22 protein-coding genes are annotated in these 23445 nt (G+C 73.1%); 13 read left to right on the forward strand and 9 right to left on the reverse strand.

Annotated elements, in window-relative coordinates:
- Positions 1–11: 11 nt before the first annotated feature.
- On the reverse strand, positions 12–1829 hold the full coding sequence (locus BDZ31_RS02960) for a glycoside hydrolase family 97 protein (RefSeq protein ID WP_183338820.1): 1818 nt from the start codon (positions 1827–1829) through the stop codon (positions 12–14).
- 115 nt (positions 1830–1944) lie between these two features.
- Here BDZ31_RS02960 and BDZ31_RS02965 point away from each other — a divergent pair, with 115 nt between their 5' ends.
- The 9 genes from BDZ31_RS02965 (at position 1945) to BDZ31_RS03005 (ending at position 9249) form a co-directional block, all read left to right on the forward strand.
- Positions 1945–2643, forward strand: a complete 699-nt coding sequence (locus BDZ31_RS02965) for a flagellar hook-basal body protein (protein ID WP_183338822.1) — start codon at positions 1945–1947, stop codon at positions 2641–2643.
- A gap of 136 nt (positions 2644–2779) precedes the next feature.
- Entirely contained in the window at positions 2780–3520 is a 741-nt protein-coding gene (locus BDZ31_RS02970) for a flagellar hook-basal body protein (RefSeq protein WP_183338824.1), read from the forward strand.
- 178 nt (positions 3521–3698) lie between these two features.
- Positions 3699–3983: a hypothetical protein gene (locus BDZ31_RS02975; RefSeq protein ID WP_183338826.1), complete on the forward strand. Its 285-nt coding sequence runs from the start codon at positions 3699–3701 to the stop codon at positions 3981–3983.
- Positions 3980–4519 carry a flagellar protein FlgN gene (locus tag BDZ31_RS02980; RefSeq protein ID WP_183338828.1) on the forward strand — a complete coding sequence of 180 codons (540 nt, stop codon included), beginning with the start codon at positions 3980–3982 and terminating at the stop codon, positions 4517–4519. The genes BDZ31_RS02975 and BDZ31_RS02980 overlap by 4 nt, the downstream gene beginning before the upstream one ends.
- A 12-nt stretch (positions 4520–4531) precedes the next feature.
- Positions 4532–5860: a flagellar hook-associated protein FlgK gene (gene flgK, locus BDZ31_RS02985; RefSeq protein WP_183338830.1), complete on the forward strand. Its 1329-nt coding sequence runs from the start codon at positions 4532–4534 to the stop codon at positions 5858–5860.
- Between the two features lie 9 nt (positions 5861–5869).
- The gene (gene flgL, locus BDZ31_RS02990) at positions 5870–6769 is read left to right on the forward strand and encodes a flagellar hook-associated protein FlgL (RefSeq protein ID WP_281381459.1); all 900 of its coding nucleotides are present in this window, start codon (positions 5870–5872) and stop codon (positions 6767–6769) included.
- A 20-nt stretch (positions 6770–6789) separates the two neighbouring features.
- Positions 6790–7251 carry a flagellar assembly protein FliW gene (fliW, locus tag BDZ31_RS02995; protein ID WP_183338834.1) on the forward strand — a complete coding sequence of 154 codons (462 nt, stop codon included), beginning with the start codon at positions 6790–6792 and terminating at the stop codon, positions 7249–7251.
- 49 nt (positions 7252–7300) lie between these two features.
- Positions 7301–7534, forward strand: a complete 234-nt coding sequence (gene csrA / locus BDZ31_RS03000; RefSeq protein ID WP_183338836.1) for a carbon storage regulator CsrA — start codon at positions 7301–7303, stop codon at positions 7532–7534.
- 209 nt (positions 7535–7743) lie between these two features.
- Positions 7744–9249, forward strand: coding sequence for a protein kinase domain-containing protein (locus BDZ31_RS03005; RefSeq protein ID WP_183338838.1), 1506 nt, complete (start codon positions 7744–7746; stop codon positions 9247–9249).
- 68 nt (positions 9250–9317) lie between these two features.
- On the opposite strand, the gene BDZ31_RS03010 is transcribed toward BDZ31_RS03005, so the two are convergent.
- From BDZ31_RS03010 to BDZ31_RS03040, 7 genes are all read right to left on the reverse strand, one after another.
- Complete coding sequence (locus BDZ31_RS03010) at positions 9318–11318, reverse strand: Stk1 family PASTA domain-containing Ser/Thr kinase (RefSeq protein ID WP_183338840.1); 2001 nt, start codon at positions 11316–11318, stop codon at positions 9318–9320.
- A 1-nt stretch (position 11319) separates the two neighbouring features.
- Positions 11320–12768 carry a peptidoglycan D,D-transpeptidase FtsI family protein gene (locus BDZ31_RS03015; protein WP_183338842.1) on the reverse strand — a complete coding sequence of 483 codons (1449 nt, stop codon included), beginning with the start codon at positions 12766–12768 and terminating at the stop codon, positions 11320–11322.
- Positions 12765–14096 (reverse strand): FtsW/RodA/SpoVE family cell cycle protein, encoded by a 1332-nt coding sequence (locus BDZ31_RS03020; protein ID WP_183338844.1) that lies wholly within the window; start codon positions 14094–14096, stop codon positions 12765–12767. The genes BDZ31_RS03015 and BDZ31_RS03020 overlap by 4 nt, the downstream gene beginning before the upstream one ends.
- 85 nt (positions 14097–14181) lie before the next feature.
- Positions 14182–15423 (reverse strand): Stp1/IreP family PP2C-type Ser/Thr phosphatase, encoded by a 1242-nt coding sequence (locus tag BDZ31_RS03025; RefSeq protein ID WP_183338845.1) that lies wholly within the window; start codon positions 15421–15423, stop codon positions 14182–14184.
- A gap of 29 nt (positions 15424–15452) precedes the next feature.
- Positions 15453–15980 (reverse strand): FHA domain-containing protein, encoded by a 528-nt coding sequence (locus BDZ31_RS03030; protein ID WP_183338847.1) that lies wholly within the window; start codon positions 15978–15980, stop codon positions 15453–15455.
- 4 nt (positions 15981–15984) lie between these two features.
- Complete coding sequence (locus BDZ31_RS03035; protein ID WP_183338851.1) at positions 15985–16743, reverse strand: FHA domain-containing protein; 759 nt, start codon at positions 16741–16743, stop codon at positions 15985–15987.
- A 45-nt stretch (positions 16744–16788) separates the two neighbouring features.
- Complete coding sequence (locus BDZ31_RS03040; RefSeq protein WP_183338853.1) at positions 16789–18792, reverse strand: protein kinase domain-containing protein; 2004 nt, start codon at positions 18790–18792, stop codon at positions 16789–16791.
- Positions 18793–18922: 130 nt separating this feature from the next.
- On the opposite strand from BDZ31_RS03040, the gene BDZ31_RS03045 reads away from it, so the two are divergent.
- Positions 18923–20065 carry a hypothetical protein gene (locus BDZ31_RS03045; RefSeq protein WP_183338854.1) on the forward strand — a complete coding sequence of 381 codons (1143 nt, stop codon included), beginning with the start codon at positions 18923–18925 and terminating at the stop codon, positions 20063–20065.
- A 10-nt stretch (positions 20066–20075) separates the two neighbouring features.
- Positions 20076–20600: a DUF4446 family protein gene (locus tag BDZ31_RS03050; RefSeq protein WP_183338856.1), complete on the forward strand. Its 525-nt coding sequence runs from the start codon at positions 20076–20078 to the stop codon at positions 20598–20600.
- Positions 20601–20689: 89 nt separating this feature from the next.
- Here the strand turns inward: BDZ31_RS03050 and BDZ31_RS03055 are convergent, their stop codons facing one another.
- On the reverse strand, positions 20690–21352 hold the full coding sequence (locus tag BDZ31_RS03055) for a class I SAM-dependent methyltransferase (protein WP_183338858.1): 663 nt from the start codon (positions 21350–21352) through the stop codon (positions 20690–20692).
- Between the two features lie 53 nt (positions 21353–21405).
- On the opposite strand from BDZ31_RS03055, the gene pheA reads away from it, so the two are divergent.
- Together pheA and BDZ31_RS03065 are read left to right on the forward strand one after the other, a co-directional pair.
- A complete protein-coding gene (pheA, locus tag BDZ31_RS03060) occupies positions 21406–22254 on the forward strand; it encodes a prephenate dehydratase (protein WP_183338861.1) in 849 nt (282 codons plus the stop codon).
- A gap of 286 nt (positions 22255–22540) precedes the next feature.
- Positions 22541–23029 carry an HNH endonuclease gene (locus tag BDZ31_RS03065; RefSeq protein ID WP_183338863.1) on the forward strand — a complete coding sequence of 163 codons (489 nt, stop codon included), beginning with the start codon at positions 22541–22543 and terminating at the stop codon, positions 23027–23029.
- The last annotated feature ends 416 nt before the right edge of the window (positions 23030–23445 follow it).

Here is a 23445-nt window from a genome sequence, read left to right on the forward strand (position 1 = left end):
CGCCGCGACCGTCAACGCGGGACGATCCGGACCGTCGCGCCGCCGTCGGCCGCCACCGGCAGCGCGAGCGTGTCCGAGCGGGTGACGAGCTCGCGCCGGAGGAGCAAGCCGTCGCCGGGGCCGTCGCCGACGATCGTCGCGTCGTACCGCCGCCCGGCGGCGAGGAACCGCAGCGGCACCGAGACCGTCGCGGCCGCGCCGGCGCGGATCGTGCCGACCCACCAGTCGCCGCCGTCGCGGCGGGCGAGCGTCGCGTCGCGGCCGGGGTAGCCGCCGACCAGCCGCGTCTCGTCCCACGCCGCCGGCACGGCCCGCAGCAGCTCGAGCGCCTCGGGACGGGCCGCGTACGCCTCCGGGCTGTCGGCGAAGTGCTGCAGCCCCGACTCGAACACGACCGACAGCGCCAGCTCGTGGCCGGCGGTCGACGCGCGGCCGGACGCCGAGAAGGTGACCGGCGTGTAGTCCATCGAGCCGACCGCGTTGCGCGTGAACGGCAGCGTCGCGTTGTGGGCGGGCGTGACCGCGCTGCCGCCGCTCATGTTGAACTCGGCGCCCATCACCGCCTCCATCGTCATCACGTTCGGCCAGCGGCGCTGGATGCCGCGCGGCAGCGTGCAGCCGTGGAAGTTGACGAGCAGCCGGTGGGCGGCCGCGGCGCGGGCGGTGCGGTCGAACCACGCCATCCGCGGCTGCGCGTCGGACTGCGGGAAGTCGAGCTTCACGCCGGCGACGCCCCAGCCGGCCCAGCGGGCGAACAGCTCGGCCCGCTCGGCGTCGGTGTCAACGTCGCTCCAGCGCGCCCACAGCAGCACGCCGACTCCGCGCCGGCGCGCGTGCTCGACCAGCTCCGGCACCCAGCCGTCGCTCCAACCCTCGTCGACGAGCACGTACTCCCAGCCGGCGTCGGCGGCGAAGTCGACGAACTGGCGCTGGCGCTCGAACGACCACGGGCTGCCGGGATCCGACCACCACGACCAGGCGACGCGGCCCGGCTCGATCCAGCTCGCGTCGGCGATCTGGGAGCGGCCGCCGAGCGCGGTGACGAGGTCGGACTCGACGATCGTCGCGAGGTCGCCGACGACCGCGACGCGCCACGGCGTCGCGAGCGGCCGCCTCGCGTCGATCCGGCCCTGCGGCACGACACGCAGACGGTCGCGCCGCGCCGCCGAGACGACGAGGTGGGAGGCGGCGTAGCTGCCGGTGACGTCGCTCTCGCTCAGCAGCGCCCACGTTCCGCCGGCGAGGGAGAAGAGCGCCGGGAAGGCGTAGCGGCCCGGCGCGACGGCGCGCATCCGCGCCGGCTCGTAGGGCTGCTCGTAGTTGGAGACCCAACGCTGCAGCCACGAGCGGGCGCCGCCGGGGACGGTGAAACTCGACCGCTCGCCGGTGACGCGGACGCGGCCGCCGCCGCGCAGCAGGTAGCGGTAGGCGACGCCGTCGGCGGTCGCGACGAGCTCCAGGTCGACCCGCGCCTTCCCGCGGCGGAAGCGCAGCGTCTGGCCGCGGCCGCGGAGGCGGTGGAGCCGGCGCTTGCCGGTCGGCGTCGACCAGCGCTGGTCGACCGTGCGCGTGGCGCGGCCGGCGAAGCGCAGCCCGCGCGCGAGCGACCCGGCGGAGGTCGCGATGCCGAGCTCGCCGCGGAGCACCTGCGCGCCGGCGCGCCGGACGGTCAGCCGCAGCGGCGCGCCCGGCTGCCGTTGGCTCACCTCGGCGCCGATCCGGCCGTCGAGCGAGCGGATCGTCCAGCGCTGCGGCTGGGCCGCGCCGGCCGCGACCGCCGGCATGAGGAGCGCCGCCGAGAGGACGGCGGCGACGATCGCCTTGAGCATCCGGCCGGAGGGTACCGGGAGCGCCCGCCGCGACCGCGCCGCACGGCGCCCCCGGCCCGCGAGACGGCGCCGGTCGCTAAAGCTCCGCGCCGGGCGGCCGACCACCAGGGGCACTATGGAGCGTGGTCTCTACATCGCCGCATCCGGCATGCTCGCCGAGCAGATGCGGCAGGACGCGATCGCGAACGACCTCGCGAACGCCTCGACGCCCGGCTACAAGGCCGACCGCGTCACGCAGACGAGCTTCGGCGACCTGCTGCTGAGCAACAGCGCGACCGGCCAGGTCGTCGGCCCGCTCGGCATGGGCGCCTTCGCCGACGAGATGGTCACCAACCTCGCGCCGCAGGCGCTGCGGGTGACCGACGAGCCGCTCGACCTCGCGATCGCGGGCGAGGGCTGGTTCGCCGTCCAGACCGAGCAGGGCGTGCGCTACACCCGCAACGGCCAGTTCAGCTCCTCGCCCGACGGGATCCTGATCGACCAGCTCGGCAACCCCGTGCTCGGGCCCGGCGGCCAGCCGGTGCGGCTCGACGCGAGAGGGCAGGTCGTGCCCGGCAGCGTCGGGGTCTTCGCCGTCGCCAACGCGGCGAAGGTCGGCGACAACTACTTCACCGGCGCCGCCGGCGGCCAGGCCGCGGGCGAGGTCAAGGTCGGCGCGCTGGAGGGCTCGGGGATCGACCCGGCCCGCACGATGGTCGACATGATCGCCTCCTTCCGCGCCTACGAGGCCGGCCAGAAGGTGATCAGCACGATCGACGACACGCTGCGCCGCACGTCGACCCAGGTCGGCAACTCGACCGGCGGGGCGTTCTAGCCGAGACGGCGGCGCTCAAGTCCCGCGCGCCGCGACCGATCACCAGGGACGAACGAACCGGGAGCCGACGCGCTGGACCGCACTGCGGAGGCCGCGCTCCCACACCCGATACGACCTCCAACGCTCGAGGACAGGGATGCTCCAAGGCCTCTATTCGGCGGCCGCCGGCATGACAGCGCAGCAGCAGCGGATCGACGGCGTCGCGAACGACCTCGCGAACGTCTCGACGACCGGCTACAAAAGCGTGCGCGTCGGGTTCCGCGACCTGCTCTACAACCCGCGCGGCGACCAGGCCGGCGAGACCGTCGCCGCCGGCGCCGGCACCGCGGCGACCCTCTTCGGCCGCTCGCAGGCGCAGGGCGCGCTGTTGACGACCGACCAGCCGCTCGACGTCGCGATCCAGGGCAGCGGCTTCTTCCAGGTCCGCACCGCCGACGGCCAGCTCGCGCTGACGCGCGACGGCACCTTCCGGCTCGACAGCCTTGGGCGCCTCGGCACCGCCGACGGCGCGCTGCTCGTGCCGCCGATCCAGGTCCCGCGCGACACGCCGATCGACAGGATCTCGATCGCGACCGACGGCACGGTGCGCGTCAACGAGGGCCAGGTCGTCGGCCGCATCCAGCTCGTCACCGTGACCGCCCCGGACGGCCTGCGCCCACTCGGCGACAACCGCTTCGCCGTGACGCCCGAGAGCGGCGCCGCGCGGGCCGCCGGCGCCGACGCGCAGCTGCTGCAGGGCCGGCTCGAGGGGTCGAACGTGAACATGTCCGACGCGATGGTCGACATGATGAACGCCCAGCGCGCCTTCCAGCTCGCCTCCAGAGCGATCCACATGCAGGACCAGATGCTCGAGGTCGCCAACCAGGTGAAGCGATGACGGGAAACTGCGGCCTGCGGCCTTGTTTCCTTGGCGAGAACTCGCCTGCGGCTCCTTCTCGCCGGGCGCAGCCTCGCCTCCGCGGCGGGGCCTCGCCTGCGGCTCCTTCTCGCCGGGCGCAGCCTCGCCTCCGCGGCGGGGCCTCGCCTGCGGCTCCTTCTCGCAGCGGGGTGTCGCGATGAGCGGCGGGCTCGCTCCGATCGACGCGGCGCTGCTGCCGGCCGACATCCGCCAGGGCTCGCAGACGCGCCGCGACGCCTACGTCGCGTCGCTCGGCTTCGAGCAGATGCTCGTCCAGCAGCTGACCGAGTCGCTCACCTCCTCCGCCAGATCGGCGGTCGGCGGCGACTCGCCGTACGCGAGCATGATGCCGACGGCGATGGCCGACGGGATCATGGAGGCCGGCGGGCTCGGGCTCGCGCGCCAGCTGACCGACTCGATCGTGCCGGAGGAGCGGAGATGAACCCGACCGCCCAGCGCCAGGCGCTCGTCGACCCGCTGCTGACGGGCGACGTGATCGGGCACCTCGACGCGCAGATCGCCTCGGCCGCCCGGCTGCTGGAGATCGTGATGGCCCAGCACGCCGCGATCGGCGAGCGCGACATCGACGGCGTCCTGCACCAGGTCAGCGCGCTCCAGGCCGAGTTCCAGCGCCGCGCGCGGATCGAGGAGGAGCGCGCCCGCCTGCTGGCGCGCGCCGGCGCCTCGCTTGGGCTGTCGCCGGCCGAGGTGACCGTCACCCGCATCACGATGCTGATGGACCCGGCCAACGCGCAGATCGCGCAGGCGCGCAGCGGCGAGCTGCAGCGGCTGCTGGCCGAGCTGACGAGGCAGCACGCGCTCAACCAGGCGCTGATGCGCCAGGAGCTGTCGTTCCTCGACCACCTGCTCAACGTCGTCGAGCCGGTCGGCGCGCTCGGCTACGAGTCGCGCGGAACCGCCAACGCGATGCCGGCGGCGACGCCGCCGGGCCACCACTCCCTCGACCTCCACGCCTGAAGGGCCCAGCACATGCCGATCTCATCCTTCATGGGCCTGCAGACGTCGCTGCGAGGCCTGATCGCCCACCAGCAGGCGATCAACGTCACCGGTCACAACATCTCCAACGCGAACACGCTCGGCTACTCCCGCCAGGAGGCGGTGCTGACGGCGATGAACGCGCTCGTGGTCCCGGCGAACTCCGTCATCACCGGCGCCGGCGCGCAGCTCGGCACGGGCGTCGACGTGACGCAGATCCGCCGCATCCGCGACACCTTCCTCGACATCCAGTACCGCACGGCCAACATGCAGCTCGGCGGCGCCGCGGCGCGCTCGAACTCGCTGGAGCAGATCGAGCTGTCGTTCGGCGAGCCGTCGGAGAACGGCGTCAACGAGCTGCTGAAGAACTTCTGGGACGCCTGGAGCAACGTCGCCAACGCGCCCGAGCCGGCGCCGGCCCGCACCGCCGTCGTCGAGGCCGGCAACTCGCTCGCCTCCGCGCTGCAGACGGTCTACCAGCAGCTGACGACCGTCGCCAGACAGGCGCAGGCCGAGTACGACAGAATCACCGGCGCCAACGGGAACGTCGAGCTGTGGGCGCGCGAGCTCGCGCAGCTCAACGAGACGATCGCCCACGCGGTGATCGTCGGCCAGGCTCCCAACGACCTGCTCGACCGCCGCGACCTGCTGATCGACAGACTCTCCGAGCTGGCGCAGGTCTCCGTCGCCGAGACCGACAGCGGCGCGGTCAGAGTCGAGTTCGGCGGCGTCACGCTGGTCGACCCGGCCGCTGCCGGCGGCTTCACCTGGCCGCAGACGCTGACGAGACCGGGCGGCAAGCTCGGCGCGCTGCAGGACCTCGCCGCGCCGACCGGCCCGGCGCTCAGCTTCCGCGACAGACTCGACGCGGTCGTCGCGGACCTCGTCAGAAGAGTCAACGCGATCCACTCCGGCCCCGGCGGGGTCGACTTCTTCGACCCGGCCGGCCTGACCGCCGACAGCATCTCGGTCGTCGCGACCGAGGCGACCGTCGTCAGAGGCAGCACGCCAGACGCCGGCAGCAACGACGTCGCGCTGGCGCTGGCGCAGCTGCGCGGCGGCTCGCAGGACAGAGCGTACGCGGCGCTCGTCGCCGAGGTCGGCGGCGTCGTGCGGGCCAACATCAACGAAGAGGCCAACCAGCAGGCGCTCGTCGACGCGATCGAGAACCGCCGCCAGAGCGTCCAGGGCGTCTCCCCCGACGAGGAGATGGTCAACCTGATCCGCTTCCAGCGCGGGTACCAGGCGTCGTCGCGCACGATGTCGACGCTCGACGAGATGCTGGACACGCTGATCAACCGGACCGGAAAGGTTGGGCTGTAGCCGATGTCGATGCGGATCACCGCCCAGATGACCGCCCGGAGCACGCTCCGCGACCTCCAGGGCAACCTCAACTCGCTCTCCGACCTGCAGCGCAAGATGTCGTCGGGCAAGGAGATCACGCGCCCCTCCGACGATCCCTACGGCGCCAGCCGCGCGCTCGAGCTGCGCGGCGAGCTCGGCGGGCTGCAGCAGTATCAGCGCAACGTCGACGACGGGACCTCGTGGCTCGACGCCAGCGACACCGCGCTCGGCAAGATCGGCGACGCCGTCCAGCGCATCCGCGAGCTGCTGATCCGCACCAGCACCGACTCGGCCGGCCCGAGAGCGCGCGAGGCCGCCGCCGAGGAGATCGACCAGCTGATCGAGACGATCAAGCAGGAGGCGAACGTCCAGTACGCCGGCCGCTACATCTTCTCGGGCACCGCGACCGACAGAGAGCCCTACACGCTCGGCGGCGCGGACACCTTCAACGGCAACACCGACGGGGTCCGGCGCGAGATCGGCCCGAGAGTCGAGCTGACGGTCACGACCGACATCTCGGGGCTGCTCGGCAACGGCACCGCGGCCGCCGACGACGGCCTGCTGCACACGCTGCGCGACATCGCCGCCGACCTGCGCGCCGGCGAGGGCGACAGACTGCGCGGCACCGACATCCAGCGCCTCGACGCCAACTTCGACCGGCTGAACGCGATCCGCGCCGACATCGGCGCCCGCACCAACCGGATGGTGATCGCGGACGCGCGCCTCGCCTCGCTGGAGGAGAACTCGATCAGACTGCTGTCGAGCGTCGAGGACGCCGACGTGCCGAAGACGCTGATCGAGTACACGACCCAGCAGGCCGCGTACAACATGGCGCTGAAGGCGGGCGCCAACGTCGTCCAGAACTCCCTGATGGACTTCCTGCGCTAGCGACTCCCGGAGGAGCTGCCTTGCCTCTCACGATCGACAGCACGCGCTTCGGGACGATCGAGATCGACCCCGACAGCGTCGTCGAGTTCCCGCACGGCCTGATCGGCTTCGAGTCGCGCCGCTTCGCGCTCGTCGCGCGCGAGGCCGACGCCGAGTTCCTCTGGCTGCACTCGGTCGAGGACCCCGCGCTCGCGATCCCGGTGACCGATCCGCGCCGCTTCTTCAGCTCCTTCACGCTGGAGCTCGACGACGAGGAGCTGGAGCGACTCGGGCTGCCGCGGCTCCCCGCGACCGACATCTATGTCACCGTTCGAGCAAGCGACCAGCTCGAGGGCTTCACCGCGAACCTCCGCGCGCCGATCGTGATCGCCGGGGGTCGCGGCCACCAGGTGATCAACCAGGCGGCCGGAGCGCCGTTGCGCGCCCCCCTCTTCGGGGAGCTCGCGGCGGAGGCGGCGAACGCGGCGGAACGCGCCGCCTGACGCTCCCCGGGCCGGGTCGGCCATCCACCCGAGTCCAAGGAGGAACGTCGTGCTGATCATCACCCGGAGGCCGGGCGAGAAGATCGTCCTCGGCGACGACATCACGGTCACGGTGATGGAGGTCAGCGGCCAGACGGTCCGCCTCGGGATCGACGCGCCGAAGTCGCTGCCGATCTACCGCGAGGAGATCTGGGCGGCGGTCAAGCAGGAGAACGAGGCGGCCGCCGGCGCCGGCGAGATGCCGCCGCTGCCCGGTCGCCGCACGCCCCCCGCGAGAGACTGACGAGCACCGGTCCGGAACGGGTCCGATGCGCGCCGGCGCGCCCAGCTCCAGCGCCGGCCGGCAGAGCGCCCGCGCTGGCCGCGACCGGGACCGTCCTCCGCTTCGCGGCGCCGTAAGGTGGTCTTCATCGCCCACCACCAAGGACACGCGGGATCGGTGTAGTAGGACGCATGGATGACGGGCACGCGTCGCACAATCTCGGTCACCCCATGAGCACGATGCTGGGAACGCTGCTGAACGGTCGCTATCGCCTCGAGGCCCGCATCGGGACGGGCGGCATGTCGACGGTCTACCGCGCGCTCGACGAGACGCTCGAGCGCCAGGTCGCGATCAAGCTGATGAACCGCGAGATCGCGTCGGACTCCGACCAGCTGGAGCGCTTCCGCCGCGAGGCGCGCGCCGTCGCCCAGCTCTCCCATCCGCACATCGTCGGCGTGATCGACGCCGGCGAGGACGCCGGCCGCCCGTACATCGTCTTCGAGTACGTCGAGGGCGAGACGCTGAAGGAGCGGATCCGCCGCCTCGGCCAGCTGCCGATCGGCGAGGCGGTCGCGTACGCGATCGAGATCGCGCGGGCGCTCGGCGCCGCGCACGCGCGCCACATCGTCCACCGCGACGTCAAGCCCCAGAACGTCCTGATCGACGAGGAGGGCAGCGCGAAGGTCACCGACTTCGGGATCGCCCGCACGCTCGACGAGGAGGGGCTGACGCAGGACGGCCGCGTTCTCGGCACGACCGACTACGTCTCGCCCGAGCAGGCGCTCGGCCACGACGTCACCGGGCAGTCGGACCTCTACTCGCTCGGCGTCGTGCTGTTCGAGATGCTGACCGGGATCGTCCCGTTCAGAGGCGAGAACCAGGTCGCCGTCGCGATGAAGCACGTGCGCGAGGAGCTGCCCGACGTGCGCGAGCTGCGGCCGGAGGTGTCGGCGTCGCTGGCCGCCGTCGTCGACCGCGCGACGGCGAAGGACCTGCGCGAGCGCTACCGCAGCGACGAGGAGCTGATCGACGACCTCGCCGAGGTGCTCGCGCTCGAGACGGCGCGCGCCGGCAGCGCGACCGGCGAGGTGACGAGCGTCATCAGGACGCTCCCGAGAAGCGCGCAGCGGCGGGTGCCGCTGCGGGTGCGGCGGCCGGCGTGGGTCGCGCTCGCGGCGCTGCTCGTCGTCGCCGCGCTGGTCGTCGCGATCGTCGTCCTGCCCGAGCGCACCCAGCGCGGCACGGGGACCGACAGCCGCACGCCGCAGAGATCGTCCGGCGGCGCCCAGCTGTCGCAGATCAGCCTGAGGTCCGACAGCGCGACCGACTACGACCCCGAGGGCGACGGCGTCGAGCACGCGAACGAGACCCAGTTCGCCGTCGACAACAACCAGTCGACCTTCTGGAGCACGGAGACGTACGAGAACGCCGTGCTGCCGAAGGCCGGCGTCGGGCTCGCGGTCGACCTCTCGCCGGGCGCGGTGCTGAAGCGGATGGTCGTCTCGACCTCGACGCCCGGCTTCTCGGCCGACGTCTACGTGACCGACTCCGCCGAGCTGCCGGAGCAGATCTCCGACCCGGCGTGGACGAAGGTCGGGAGCGCCGCCGACGTGCGCGGGAGACAGCCGATCGACCTCGACACGGCCGGGCGCAGAAGCCGCCACGCGCTGCTGTGGATCACGAGACTGCCGTCGGGCGGTCAGGTCGAGATCAGAGAGATCGCGCTGCTGCGCTGAGCGGCCGCGCGGTCGCGCCGGCGTGCGCCCCGCCCGGCGTGCGCCGACGCGACGGCCGGACTGCCGGCTCAGTCGTCGCGGTCGAACCAGCGCCCGTTCGGGGTGCCCTCCGCCGGCCCGTTCCCGCTCCCGTTTCCGTTCCCGTTGCCGTTGTTCCCGCTGTTCCCGTTGCCGTTGCCGCTGCCCGGCCCGGGCGCGCCGCCGTCTCCGTCGCCATCCCCTCCTGGGTCCCCGCCGCCGGGGTCGACCGGGGCGACGTAGCGGCCGACGAAGATCCGCACCGGACCGCCGGCTCTCGTCGTGGTGCCCGCGGCGGGCCGCTGGTCGACGACGATCCCGTCCTGCGCCTGGTCGCTCACGTCGCGGCCTGAGATCCGCGGCACCAGCCCTCTTGCGCTGAGCGCGGCCTCGGCGTCGGGCTGGCTGAGCCCGGTCAGGACCGGGACCTCGACCGGCGGCGCGGTCGCGACGACGATCGTCACGGTCGAGCCGAGGTCGGCCGCGGCGTCGCCGGCGGGCGACTGCGAGATCACGTCGCCGGCCTCGACGTCGGTCGACTCCTCCTCGGTCACCGAGACGTTGAAGCCGGCGTTTCTGAGCGTCGCGTCGGCGTCGGCCTGCGAGAAGCCGACGACGTCGGGGACCGTCACCTGCTCGGGGCCGGTGGAGACGTACACCTTCACCGTCGAGCCTCTCTCGACGTTGGCGCCGGCCCGCGGCGAGGTCTGGATCACGATCCCCTCCGCGACCGAGTCGCTCGCCTGTCTGATCACGTCGCCGACGACCAGCCCGGCGTTCTGCAGCGCCGCCCGGGCCTTGTCGAGCGGGTCGCCGTCGACCGCCGGCACGTCGATCGTGCCGGGGCCGCCCGAGACGCTCAGCACGACCGTCGTGCCCTTCTCGACCGTCCTGCGCGCTCTCGGGCTCTGTCTGACGACCTCGTCGAGCGGCTCCGTGCTGCGGACCCGCTCGATCCGCCAGTCGAGGCCGGCCGCCTCGATCCGTCTCTGCGCGACCTGCATCTCGAGTCCGACGACGCCCGGCACGCGCACCTCGCTCGGCTGCGTCAGCAGCACGATCGCGGCGACGACGCCGGCGACCGCGAGCATGGCCGCCAGCCACGCCCACCACGGCGGGCGACGGCGTGCGGCGCGCTCCTCCTCCGGGGCCGGCTCCTCGCCGAGCGGCACCGCGCCGGGGACGAAGGTCGCCGTCCGCTGCCCGGGCGCCTCGCGCGCGAGGATCAGCTCGCGCGCCTCCTCGAGCGCGTGGATGAAGGCGTCGGCGTCCTGCGGCCGGTGGGCAGGGTCCTTCTCCAGCGCCCACAGCACGATCGTCTCCAGCTCCGGCGGGACCGAGGGATCGAAGGCGCTCGGCGCCGGCGGCGGCTCGGAGACGTGCTTGAGCGCGATCGTGACGGCCGACTCGGCCTCGAACGGGACGTGGCCGGTCAGCAGCTCGAACAGGATCACGCCGACCGAGTAGAGGTCCGACTGCGGGCTGACCGCCATCCCCTGCGCCTGCTCGGGCGAGAGGTACTGGGCCGTGCCAAGGATCGAGCCGGTCTCGGTCATGTCCGAGGCGCCGGCGCGCGCGATCCCGAAGTCGGTGACCTTCGCGCGGTCCTCGTCGTCGACGATCACGTTGTGCGGCTTGAGGTCGCGGTGGACGATCCCGCGCCGGTGGGCGAAGCGGGCCGCCTTCAGGATCTGCACCGTCAGGTCGGTCGCGCGCACCGGGTCGATCGGCGAGTCCTGCTGGATCACCTCCTTGAGCGTCCGCCCCGGCAGGTACTCCATCGCGATGTAGTAGGTGCCGTCCCATCTGCCGCGGTCGTAGATCCCGACGACGTTGGGGTGCTGGAGGCTGGCGGCGCTCGACGCCTCGCGGCGGAAGCGCTCGACGAACTCCGCGTCGGAGGCGAAGCGGGCGTGGAGCAGCTTCAGCGCGACCTTGCGCCCGAGCGACTGGTCCTGGACGCAGAAGACCTCGGCCATCCCGCCGGCGCCGATCCGCGAGAGGACCTTGTAGCGCTCGTCGATGACGGTGTCGGGGGCGATCTCGGTCATCTCATCCGTCCAGCAGGCTCGCGAGCACGTCCCGCGCGATCGGCGCGGCGACGGTGCCGCCGAAGCCGTTCTGCGTGTTCTCGACCGTCACCGCGATCGCGATCTGCGGGTCGGTCGCCGGCGCGAAGGCGATGAACCACGGCTGCGTGATGTCCTGCGCCGGGTTGGTCTCGGCCGTGCCCGTCTTGCCGGCGACGTCGATGCCCGGCAGCTGGACGGCGGTGCCGGTGCCCTCGTCGACCACTCTGCCCATCATCTGCGTCAGCTGCTCGGCGGTCTGCTCGGAGATCGGCTTGCTGTGCTCCTGCGGCTCGATCGTCTTGATCGTGCGCCCGTCGGGGTCGACGACCTTGTCGGTCAGCCGCGGCTTCATCAGCGTCCCGCCGTTGGCGACGGCGGCGGCGACCATCGCCATCTGCAGCGGCGTGACCGCCAGCTTGTCCTGGCCGATCGCCATCCGTCCGACGTCGACCAGCGGGCTGGTGACCGGGATCAGCCGCCCTCTCGGGCCCCGCTCGCCGCTCGCGACCATCTGGTCGCTGGGATAGTCGAGCGGCGGCAGCGAGTAGAAGCCGAATCTCCGCATGTAGTCGTCCATCGTCTGCTTGCCGAGCTGCTCGCCGAGCTGCGCGAAGGCGGTGTTGACGGAGTAGGTCAGCGCCTCGGTCAGGTCGATCTGCCCGCGCGAGACGCCGTCGTCGTTTCTCAGCGGGACGCCGGAGACGATCCGCGGGGTGTTGCCGTCGAGGACCGGCGCGTCGGGGGTGACCTTGCCGCTGTCGAGCGCCGCCGCGGCCGTCACGACCTTGAAGGTCGAGCCGGGCGGGTAGGCGCCCTGCGTGACGCGGTCGAACAGCGGCGCGTTGGCGTCGTCGGTGTTGAGCGCCCGCAGCTGCTCGGGGTCTCTGACGACGTTGGGGTCGTAGCCGGGCGAGCTGGCCAGCACCTTGACGGCGCCGTTGCGCGGGTCGAGCGCGACGATCGCGCCCTTCTGCCCGCTGAGCCGGTCGGTCGCGACGCGCTGCGCGTCGGGGTCGAGCGTCGTCACGACCGTGTTGCCGGCCCGGCGCTTCCCCTGAAGCTGATCGATGATCGAGTTCAACTCGCTCGTCGTCCCCGACAGCTCGTCGTTGCGCGAACGCTCCAGGCCCGACAGCTGGCCCTGGATGAGGTTTGCGTACCCGACCGGGTGGCCGAACAGGCTTCCGGTCGGGTAGTCGCGCGCCCATATATCCCCTCTTCTCGCTCTGACGCTGCGCGCCAGGACCGTGCCGTCGGCGGCGCGGATCGCGCCGCGCTTCACTCTCAGCGCGGTGAACAGCGGCCGCTTGTCGAGCGAGTTGTCGCGCAGCGCCTGCGCCTCGAAGACCGACCAGCGCGAGGTCCACGCGACCAGGATCACGAACAGCACGACGATCGCCGCGAACAGGCGCATGATCGCGACGTTCATCGCAGCGCCCCCCGCGCGCGCTCCTCCGGTCGCCGCGCCTTGTCGGAGACGAGCAGCAGCAGCGCCAGCAGGACGAAGTTGGCGAGGATCGACGAGCCGCCGTAGGAGATGAACGGCAGCGTCACGCCGGTCAGCGGGATCACGTTCGTGACGCCGCCGACGATCACGAACACCTGCAGCGCGAAGACGGCCGAGAGGCCGGCGGCCAGCAGCGTCGAGAAGGAGTCTCTCGCCAGCAGCGCGATCTTGAAGCCCCGCTGGACGAACAGCAGGTAGGTCGCCAGCACCGCAACGGCGCCGACCAGTCCGACCTCGTTGACGATCAGCGCGTAGATCAGGTCGGTCTCCGCCGCCGGCAGCAGCGGGCTGTCGAACGGCGTTCGCAACAGCGCGCCGCCGAAGCCGCGCCCGAACAGGCCGCCGTCGGCCTGCGCGAAGAGCGAGTTGGCGATCTGGAAGCCCTCGACCTGGTAGCGCTGCGGGTTGAGCGGGTCCATCCACACGTCGACGCGGTCGATCACGTGCGGGACGGTCGTGCTCAGGTACCAGCCGCCGATGCCGAACAGCACGAGGCCGATCAGCACGAACGAGAGCCGGTTGGTCGCGACGTAGAGGAGCGCGAGGAAGGCGCCGAAGAACATCAGCGACGAGCCGAGGTCGCGGATCACGACCAGCAGCAGCATCGCCATCCCCCAGATCACCAGCAGCGGGCCGAAGTGCTTCAGCGGCGGCAGCGTCACGCCGAGCACGCGGCGGGCGCCGACGACCAGCACCTGGCGCGTGTCGCGCAGGTAGCTGGCGAGGAAGACGACGATCCCCAGCTTCGCGAACTCGGTCGGCTGGAAGACCATCACGCCCGGGATGCGGATGCCAAGGTAGGCGCCGTTGACCTGCGCGCCGATCAGCGGCAGCCGCGGCATGCACAGCAGCACGAGGCTGCCGGCGGCGATCAGGTAGCGGTACTGCTCCAGCTTGCGGTAGTCGCGCAGGAAGACGATCGTCGCCGCGAACAGGATCAGCCCGACGACGAACCACTGCGCCTGCTGGCGGGCGAGCGTGTCGTCGATCCGGTAGATCATCACCAGCCCGAAGCAGGCCAGCACCGCGACGAGCGGGAACAGGTACGGATCGGCGTGCGGCAGCGCGATCCGCAGGAAGACGTGGGCGGCGACGCAGAGGCCGAGGAAGATCGCGCCGTAGGTCAGCGACGCCTCCGACAGCTGGTCCTGGGAGAGCGACCCGCGCTCGATGAAGACGGCGGCGAAGCCGGCGGTCACGAGCAGCGACGCCGGGATCAGCCCCAGCAGCTCGCGATTGCGGGCACTCACGTCCAGCCCCCCATACGCCGGAAGAGCGAGCCCTCAGGCGAGCTCTTCCGGTGGAAGGCAAGCCCTCTGGGCGCAGCTTTCCACCTCATGGGGACAGTCTTCCGAGCTCCAATTGGGCGACGAGGTCGCGCGCGTCGCTGCGCGAGCGCAGCTGGTGGTCGAGCAGGTCGTCGCGGCGCGCCGGCGGCACCGCGGCCGCCGGGACGCCGGAGACGGAGTACTCCGAGTACAGCTTGATCCCGGCCGGCAGCTCGAACGGGAGGCCCTTGTAGATCGTGACCATGCCGCGGTCGTCGGTGCCGATGAAGAAGACCGCTCTCGTCGCGAACATCGCCGCGATGCCGAAGATCGCCAGCACGATCAGCGTCGCGGTCGTCGCGGCGAAGATCTTCACCTTGCGCGGCAGCGGCTTGCCCTCGCGCTCCTCGCGGCGGCGGCGCGCGGCGGCGAGCGCCGGCGACTCGTGCGGGGGGACCTGCTGCCGGGCGGTCGCCGGCTCGGCGGCGGCGACGGCGGTCCTCGCCGCCGGAGCGGCCGCGGCCGCCGGCTGCGCCAGCGTCGGCTGCTCGAGCGCCTCGGTCGCGACCGCGCCGGCGGCCGGCGCGCCGGCCGCGACCTCCTCGACGCGGACGAGGACGACGGTGATGTTGTCGCGCCCGCCGGCGGCGTTGGCGGCGTCGATCAGCTCGCGGCCGGCCTGCTCGATGCCCTCGGCGCCTCTGAGGATCCCGGCGATCAGCTGCTCGGAGATCATCGACGTGAGCCCGTCGCTGCACAGCAGCAGCACGTCGCCGCCCTGGCCGCGGTAGGTGCGCGTGTCGACCTCGACGTCGGGCTCGGGCCCGAGCGCGCGCGTGATGATCGAGCGCTGCGGGTGCTCGGCCGCCTCCTCCTCGGTCAGCTTGCCGCGCCGCACCAGCTCGTCGACGAGCGAGTGGTCGCGCGTCAGCCGCGTCAGCTCGCCGTCGCGCCACAGGTAGGCGCGGCTGTCGCCGACGTGCGCGACGACGATCTCCTCGCCGTCGAGGCAGGCGGCGGTGAGGGTCGTGCCCATCCCGGCGCGCTCGCGGTCCTCGCGCGACAGCGTGTGGATGCGGGCGTTGGCCTCCAGCACCCGCGTCGCCAGCCGCTCCTCGGTCGTCCCGCCCTCCGGCAGGCCGTGCGAGAAGGCGTCGGCCGCGACTCTGGAGGCGACCTCGCCGGCCTGCGCGCCGCCCATCCCGTCGGCGACGACGAACAGCGGCGCGCGCGCGAAGAAGTTGTCCTCGTTGGCGCGGCGGGCGCGGCCGGTGTCGGACTTCTCGAAGTGCTCGGCGACGCGCAGCATCAGCTGGTGGCGGGGGTCATGGGGTTCGATCAGTCCTGAAGGTACGAGAACTCGCTGTCGCCGATCCGGATGCGGTCGCCGTGGTGGAGCGGCTGGATGCCGCGCAGCGGCTCCTCGTTGAGGAACGTTCCGTTCGTCGAGCCGAGGTCCTCCACGACCAGCATGCTGCCCTGGCGCTCGATGCGGGCGTGGCGACCGGAGGCGAACGGGTCCTCGAGCCGGATCTCGACGTCGCCGCGACCGAGCGTGACGCCGTCTGAGAGATCGTAGGCGATCCCGGCCGGATGCCCGGCCGCGTGCTCGACGACGAGCCGCGGCTCGCCGCCGCCGATCGGGTCTGCGAGCACGTCGTCGGCCGCGCTGTGCATCGCGGTCGCGTCGGCCTGCGGAGCGGCGAGATGGCCCGGCTCGTCGGCGATCAGCGCGCCGGCGCCGCCGTCGCGCGCCCGCCGCAGGTCCTTCCACGCGCTGCGCACGATCCACATCAGGAACAGGTAGAGGACGGCGAGGAAGCCGAACTTGAGCGCGACGGAGATCGGTTCGAGGCTCTCGCTCATCGCCTCACTCCAGCTCGAACGTCAGCGTCGTGGTCCCGACCTCGAGCCGGTCGCCCGGCCGCAGCACCTGCGCCTGCTCGATCCTGACGCCGTTGACCGTCACGCCGTTGGTCGAGCCGAGGTCGGCGACGATCCAGCCGTCGCCGCGGGGGCGGATCTCGGCGTGCCGGCGCGAGACGTTCGCGTCGTCGAGCACGATGTCGCAGTCGCGGCTGCGCCCGAGCGTCGCGCCCGAGGCGGCGACGACCATCCGCTTGCCGTCGCCGACCAGCAGCGCCGTCGCGGCGCGCTGGCGGGCGCGCTCCTCCAGCGGCTCCTGCAGCCGCTCGGCGGCGCTGTAGACCATCGTGTGGCCGCTGTCGCCCTGCGACGGCGGCGCGGTCGGCTCGGCGGCGGCCTTGACGAGCCGCGCCTGGATGCCGAACTCGCCCAGCCGCAGGCGGTCGTCGGTGCGGAATTCGATCACCGGGCGCGACATCAGCGCGAATCTCTCCCGCCGCGCGTGCTCCAGCAGGTAGCCGGCGAAGTCGTCGACCAGCTGCCCCTCCAGCTCGGCGAAGCGCCTGCGATCGGCCGGCGAGAGGTAGACGACGTACTCGTTCGGGACGTAGACGCGCGAGATCGACAGCGACGTGTGCTCCTCCATCTCCCGCGCGAGCTTGCGCGCGATCTCGACAGGGCGGACCTCCGAGCGGAACGCCCGGCTGAAGGTGCCCTCGACGAGGCCTGCGATCTTGCTTTCGAGACTGCGGAAGACGCTCATAGCGTGCGCGACGGCGCGGTTCCATGCTACGGCAGTGCCGGATCCCTACGACCTGCCCGGGGCGGACGGGAAGCTCACGACGGCCTGCGGATCGGCCGCGTGGAGGCGCTCGGAGCGCCGCCGCGCCCGCGCCGTCCGCACCGCCTGCGCGCCGACGGCGAGCAGCACCGCGCCGGCCGCGCCGAGCGCGGCGCCGCGCGGGTCGGGGCTGGGGACGGCGCCGTCGAGCGAGCTGCCGATCGCGCTCGCTCCCGCCGCCAGCGCGGCCGCCCAGACGGTCGCCGCGACGAGGTCGAGCGCCGCGTGGCGGCCGCGCACCAGCCACGGCAGGACCGCCGCGCCGGCCGCCCACAGCGCCGCGCACAGCAGCGCGCCCGACTGCACCAGCGGCAGCAGCGCCTGGTCGACGGCGTCGGGCAGCGACTCCTTCCAGGCGCGCGGCGGGCGCGTCCCGTCGGCGCGGCCGTAGAAGAGCGTCTCGCGCACGACCGGCTCGGCGAGCGCGAGCAGCCAGAAGCCGAGCGCGCCGAGCGCGGCCCGCCGCCACAGCGTCCGCGCCTGTCCGGCGAGCGCCGGGTAGGCGCCGGCGAGCATCGCCGCGCCGAGCAGCGGCGCCGCGAACGGCAGCGACCAGCAGCGCTTGCCGAACGGCAGCGCGAGCGGGATCGCCGCCAGGCCGCAGGCGGCGATCAGCGCGACGCCGGGCACGCCGCCCGGGCCGGCCATCCAGCTCAGCAGCACGGCCATCGCCGCGATCCAGCCGATCCGCGGCAGCAGCCCGATCGCGGCCGCGGCGGCGGCGCCGGCCAGCAGCGGGCTCGGCACCGCGACGCTCGCCGCGACCGGCGCGCTCGCGAGCGCCAGCGCGACCGCGCCGCCGCCGGCGAGCCCGGGCAGCAGGTGGCCGGCGACGAACGGCGCCGGTCGGCGCAGCGGGCCCGGGCGCGGCGGCTCGAGCGGCTCGGGACCGGCTCCCGGCTCGTCGCGGTGAGCGCCGGCGCGCCGATCTTCGACGTTCCATGCCGGCGACGCGCCCAGCTCGGCCGCGACGGCGGCCAGCTCCTGCTCGCGCGAGCGGCGCCGCCACCCCTGGCGGCCGCGCTCGGCGACCTGCGTCAGCGCCGTCGCGACCCGCTCGACCGGCGGCGCCTCGATCGTCCCCGGCTCGTCGCCGAGCTGCGGCAGCGCCGCTCTCAGCGCGCGGTGGAGGTGGGCGACGGTGCCGCGGTCGCGCGGGCGCGGCAGCAGCGCCCGGTCGATCGCCTCGCACAGCTCGGGCGGGAGATCGCGCCGCTGGCGGGCCAGCGGCGGCAGCGTCGCGCCGAGCTTGCGCGCGGTCGCGACGGCGGTGCCGCCGCGGATCGGGTTGACGCCGCTGAGCGCCTCGTAGAGGACGAGCGCCGCGGCGTAGAGGTCGGCCGGCGCCCCGGCCTCTCTCCCCTCCGCCTGCTCGGGCGCCATGTACGCGAGCGTGCCGACGACGTCGCCGGTGCGCGTCAGCGCCTCCCCGCCGGCCCCCTCGACGATCCGCGCGACGCCGAAGTCGGTCAGCTTGCACCACGACCCGCCGGCCTCGGCGCCGCCGGCGTGGGGCGTCTCGGGCACGAGCACGTTGGAGGGCTTGACGTCGCGGTGGACGACGCCCTGGGCGTGCGCGTGCGCCAGCCCCTGGCAGAGCGAGATCCCGATCTCGGCGACGTCGCGGTCCGACAGCGCCCCGTCGGCGAGCAGCTCGGCGAGCGTCCCGCCGCGCACGAGCTCGGTCACGAGGTAGGTCGTGCCGCCCTCGACGCCGGCCTCGTAGAGCGTGACGATCGCCGGGTGCGCGAGCCGCGCGGCGGCGCGCGCCTCCTGCTCGGCGCGGCCGGAGGCGTGGTCGAGCGCGATCGCCTTGACGGCGACCTCGCGCGACAGCCGCTCGTCGTAGGCGCGCCAGACGACCCCGAAGGCGCCGGCGCCGAGCTGCGACAGCAGTCGATAGCGCTCGAGCACGAGCTCCTGTTCGCCGCGGCGGGGCAGCCGGGCGGTCGGTGCGTCGGTCCGGCTCACGTTGCGATGTTCCACGTTTTGCAGGCACTCCCTGCTGCACGTCGAACCACGTGCGGAAGTCCGGCGACCGGATGTCCGGCCGTCGACATGGTCATACTGAATCTTCTGCATTCCGCAAGGAGCCCGATCATTGTCGTTCTTCGACGAGGCTGACGAGCCGCGCACGACACGACCGCGCCGCCCTCCGTCCGGCGGAGGGGGAGGCGCCCGCCGCCGCCCGCCGACCGACGAGCAGACGCTGCTGGTGCGCCGTCTCGTCGCCGCGGGCGCGGTCGTCGTCGTGATCGTGCTGCTGGTCGTGCTCGTGCGCGGATGCGTCGGCAGCCGTCGGGAGCAGGCGCTCAAGGATTACAACCGCGAGGTCCGCACCCTCGTCGAGCGCTCGAGAGAGTCGGTCGCGACCCCGCTGTTCCAGGCGCTGAACGGCGCCGCGAACAGAAGAGGCGAGGACGTCACGACGACGATCAACCAGCTGCGCGTCGTCGCCGAGGACCAGCTCGAGCAGGCCGAGGGCTTCGACGTCCCCGACCAGATGAAGGACGCCCAGCACAACCTCGAGCTGGTGCTGTCGCTGCGCCACGACGGCGTCCAGCAGATCGCCGACCGCGTCCAGGCGGCGATCAGCAGATCGGCGCAGGCCGGCCAGGCGGTCGACGACATCGCCGCGCAGATGCAGGCCTTCAACGCCACCGACGTCGTCTACTCCCAGCGCGTCGCGCCGCTGATCCTGCGGGCGCTGCAGGACGACGGGATCGCCGCCAGCTACGACGGCGACGACGGCGAGCAGGTCGAGCCCTACGCGCCGTTCCTGTACGGCGACAACTTCACGCTGATGGCGCCGGAGAACGTCGCCTCGCTGCTGGGCGCGAGCGCCACCGGCACGAGCACCGACGACGGCGAGGTCGCCCCGGGCCTCCACGGCCACCAGCTCGACTCCGTCAGCGTCGGCGGCACGACGCTCGACCCGAGCACGACCGTGACGCTGCCGTCGAGCCCGGCGCCGACCTTCGACGTCGCCTTCACCAACGGCGGCGAGCACGACGAGCAGAACGTCAGAGTCGAGGTGACGATCTCGGGCTCGGGCGGCTCGCCGATCAGAGCCTCCGCGACCGTGCCGACGACGAGCGCCGGCCAGGCGGCGACCGCCCAGGTCGCCTTCAGACAGTCGCCGCCGACCGGCGGCGTCGCCGAGATCAGAGTGACGATCGCGGGCGTCGGGGGCGAGAGATCCCTCGACAACAACACCGCGACGTACAACGCGCTGTTCGAGTAGGCCGCGCCGCGTGGACGAGCTGACGAGCACGACCGGCATCGTGGCGATCGCCGGCTGCGCCGTCGCGCTCGCCGCGCTCGGCGTCGCGGTCGCCGCGGTCGTCTCGCTGCGGCGGATCCGCCGCGACCAGCGCGCCGTGCTCGGCGACTACGGCGAGCACGACCTCGTCACCCACGCCGCCGGCCTCGAGCGCGAGTTCCGCTCGCTGCACGCCTTCATGGAGGACGCGGCCCAGCGGCTGCACGAACGGATGGGGTCGGCGGAGGAGCGGCTCGACGGCGCGATCTCCCACAGCGCGCTCGTGCGCTACGACGCCTACGGCGAGATGACCGGCCACCAGTCGACCTCGATCGCGCTGCTCGACGCGCAGCGCAACGGCGTCGTGCTGTCGTCGATCATGCACCGCGACGCCGGCCGCCTCTACGCCAAGCAGGTGCGCGCCGGCGAGGGCCACGTCGTCGCGCTGTCGCCCGAGGAGGCCGAGGCCGTCCGCCTCGCGCTCGAGGGCGACGACGAGCCGGCGCCCGACGGCTGACGCGCGCGGCGACTCCCGCTCGACGGCGCTCGTCGCGACCGCGCTCCGGACGAACCGCAGACGCGGCGCGCCGATGTGATTGCCGGCGTTCAGCCGGTCGCCCGCACGGTGACGAGGCGATGCGTCTCGTCGACGATCTCCCACCCGTCGACGGCGCCGTCGCCGCGGAAGAGCGAGTCGACGACCGCCGTCGGTCCGGGCGCGCCGTCGCCGCCGGGCTGCGAGAGGCGGGCGTCGTGGAAGGCGACGACGCCGCCGGCGGTGACGTGCGGGTGGAACAGCTCCCAGTCGAGGCGGCACCCCTCCTCGCTGTGATCGCCGTCGATGAAGACGAGGTCGATCGGCGTCCGCCACGCCCGTCCGACCTCGCCGCTGGGCGCGACGTGCCAGTGGATCTTCGGGCTGCCGTCGCGGCGCGCGCGCTCGACGACGCGACGGCTCGCCGCCTCGGTCGCGCCCCAGCCGGGCGGCAGCGCGTGGCCGGTCGCGTCGACGAACGGGTCGATCAGGTGCAGCTCCGCACCGCGCGGCAGCGCACCGCAGAGGACCGCGGCGGAGGCGCCCTCGTAGACGCCGATCTCGACCGCCGTCGAGGCGTCGCGCGCGAGGCGGGCGATCACCTCGGCCTCGGCCGGCGAGTGCAGCACCCGCGGCGGGATCACGCCCGCGCCGACGGCGAGCGCCCGCAGGCGGCGGTCGTCGCGCAGGCGATCGGGGGTCAGCCGCCGTACGGCCTTGGGAAGCGAGAGCATGCGCGACAGATTCGCAGACGCCTCGGCTCCGGGCGATCATCTAGGCTCCCGCCGTGCGCGTCGGCTATCTCGGACCCGAGGGGACCAACTCCCACGAGGCGCTGCTCGGCGCCCTGCCCGCCGTCGGCGGGGAGGCGTGGGAGCAGGTGCCGCTGGCGACGATCTACGACTGCGTCGTCGCCGTCCAGGAGGGCGAGGTCGACCGGGCCCTCGTGCCGATCGAGAACGCGATCGAGGGCGCGGTCAACGCGACGCTCGACGCGCTCGTGCTCGACGCCGAGCAGGTCGTCGTCGTCGGCGAGGCGATCCATCCGATCCACACCTGCCTGATCGCGCGCGAGCCGCTGGAGCTGAGCGCGATCGAGACGCTCGTCTCGCATCCGCAGCCGGTCGGCCAGTGCGCCCACTTCCTGCGCACGCGGCTGCCGCAGGCGGCGGTGCGGACCGCCAGCTCGACGGCCGAGGCGGTGCGGCTGGTCGCCGAGGGCGCCGCCGGCGCGAACGCCGCCGCGCTCGGCAGCAGACTGGCCGCGGAGCAGTACGGCTGCGAGGTGCTGCGCGCCGGGGTCGACGACGTCGCCGGCAACGAGACGCGCTTCGTCTGGCTCGCGCCCGAGGGGACGCCCGCCGGGGAGCACGGCCCGTGGAAGACGGCGCTCGTCTTCTGGGGCGTCGGCGCCGAGGCGCCGGGCTGGCTCGTGCGCTGCCTGTCGGAGTTCGCCTTCCGCGGCGTCAACCTGACGCGGATCGAGTCGCGGCCGCGCAAGCAGGGCCTCGGCCGCTACATGTTCTTCCTCGACCTCGAGGGCCGCGCCGAGGAGGGCCCGGTCGCCGAGGCGCTCGCGGGGCTGCGCGGCCATGTCGAGCACCTGCGCGTGCTCGGCTCCTTCCCCGCCGCCTGAGCGCCGCGCCTTCCGCGCACGCCTGACGCGCATCCACCTGCGCGTGCCTCCTCGCACGCGCCGGCACGCCTCCCGCGCACGCCTCCCCGCACACATCTGCGCTCGCGTCCGACCGCACGCGCGCCTTCCCTCACGTGCCTCCGCCGCGCGTGTCGCGATGGTCACAAGGCGCCCGCCACGGGTCGCTACACTGCCTCAAGCGGTTATGGCCACCTCCGTACCACCAGCGCAAGCCGAGTCCGCGTCGCCCCTGGAGCACCAGCGACGCGGGCGTGACGGTGGCCGGGTGCTCGTGCTGAACGCGACCTTCGAACCGATCAACGTCTGCACGGTCCGTCGCGCCGTGATCCTCCTGCTGAAGGAGAAGGCCGAGATGCTGGAGGTCGGCGACTACGTCCTCCACTCCGGCAGCTCGACCGTCGCCAGGCCGGTCGTGATCCGCCTCAAGAGCTACGTGCGCGTCCCGCGCGACACGCATCGCCGCAAGATCACCCGCCGCGCCGTCTTCGCCCGCGACGACTGGACCTGCCAGTACTGCGGCTCGCGCGGCAACCTGACCGTCGACCACGTCATCCCCCGCTCGAAGGGCGGCGGCTCGACGTGGGACAACATCGTCGCCTCCTGCGCGCCCTGCAACCGTCGCAAGGGCGACTCGCTGCCCAACCAGGCCGGCATGATCCCGAAGTCGACGCCGCGCACCCCGGGGCCGAACGTCTTCATCCAGGTCGCGAGCCCGACGATCCCCCGCGCCTGGCGCCAGTACCTGACGATCTGAGCCGACCCGGCCATCCTGCCTACTCAGGCGCCGGCATCGTCGTGCCTGGCGCGGACGCAGGGAGCGACCACGGACTTCGTCCGCGGTGCCCGGGCCCCCGCCCACGAGCGCCCGAGGACAAAGCCAGGCGCGACGAGGCCAAGCCTGAGAAAGACGAAGGGCGCTGTCGACTGCAGCGCCCTTCGCTCAATGCTCTGGCTGGACATGAACCTCGACCAGCTTCCGTGTCAGGGCCAGAGGGACCAGTCCTGGCACCGATCGAGGCGGTGTCTCGGTGTGGACTCCGCTAAGCGGGGTCAGCCATCCGACCTAGCGGCCGGACACCTCCAGGGTCCCGCGAAAACTGTCAGACAACTGCGGACCACCTCCTTTCTCTGGTCGACCCAGAGTAGCGGGTCCGTCAGACGGCGACGAAG

Source organism: Conexibacter arvalis (genome assembly GCF_014199525.1).
GTDB lineage: Bacteria > Actinomycetota > Thermoleophilia > Solirubrobacterales > Solirubrobacteraceae > Conexibacter > Conexibacter arvalis.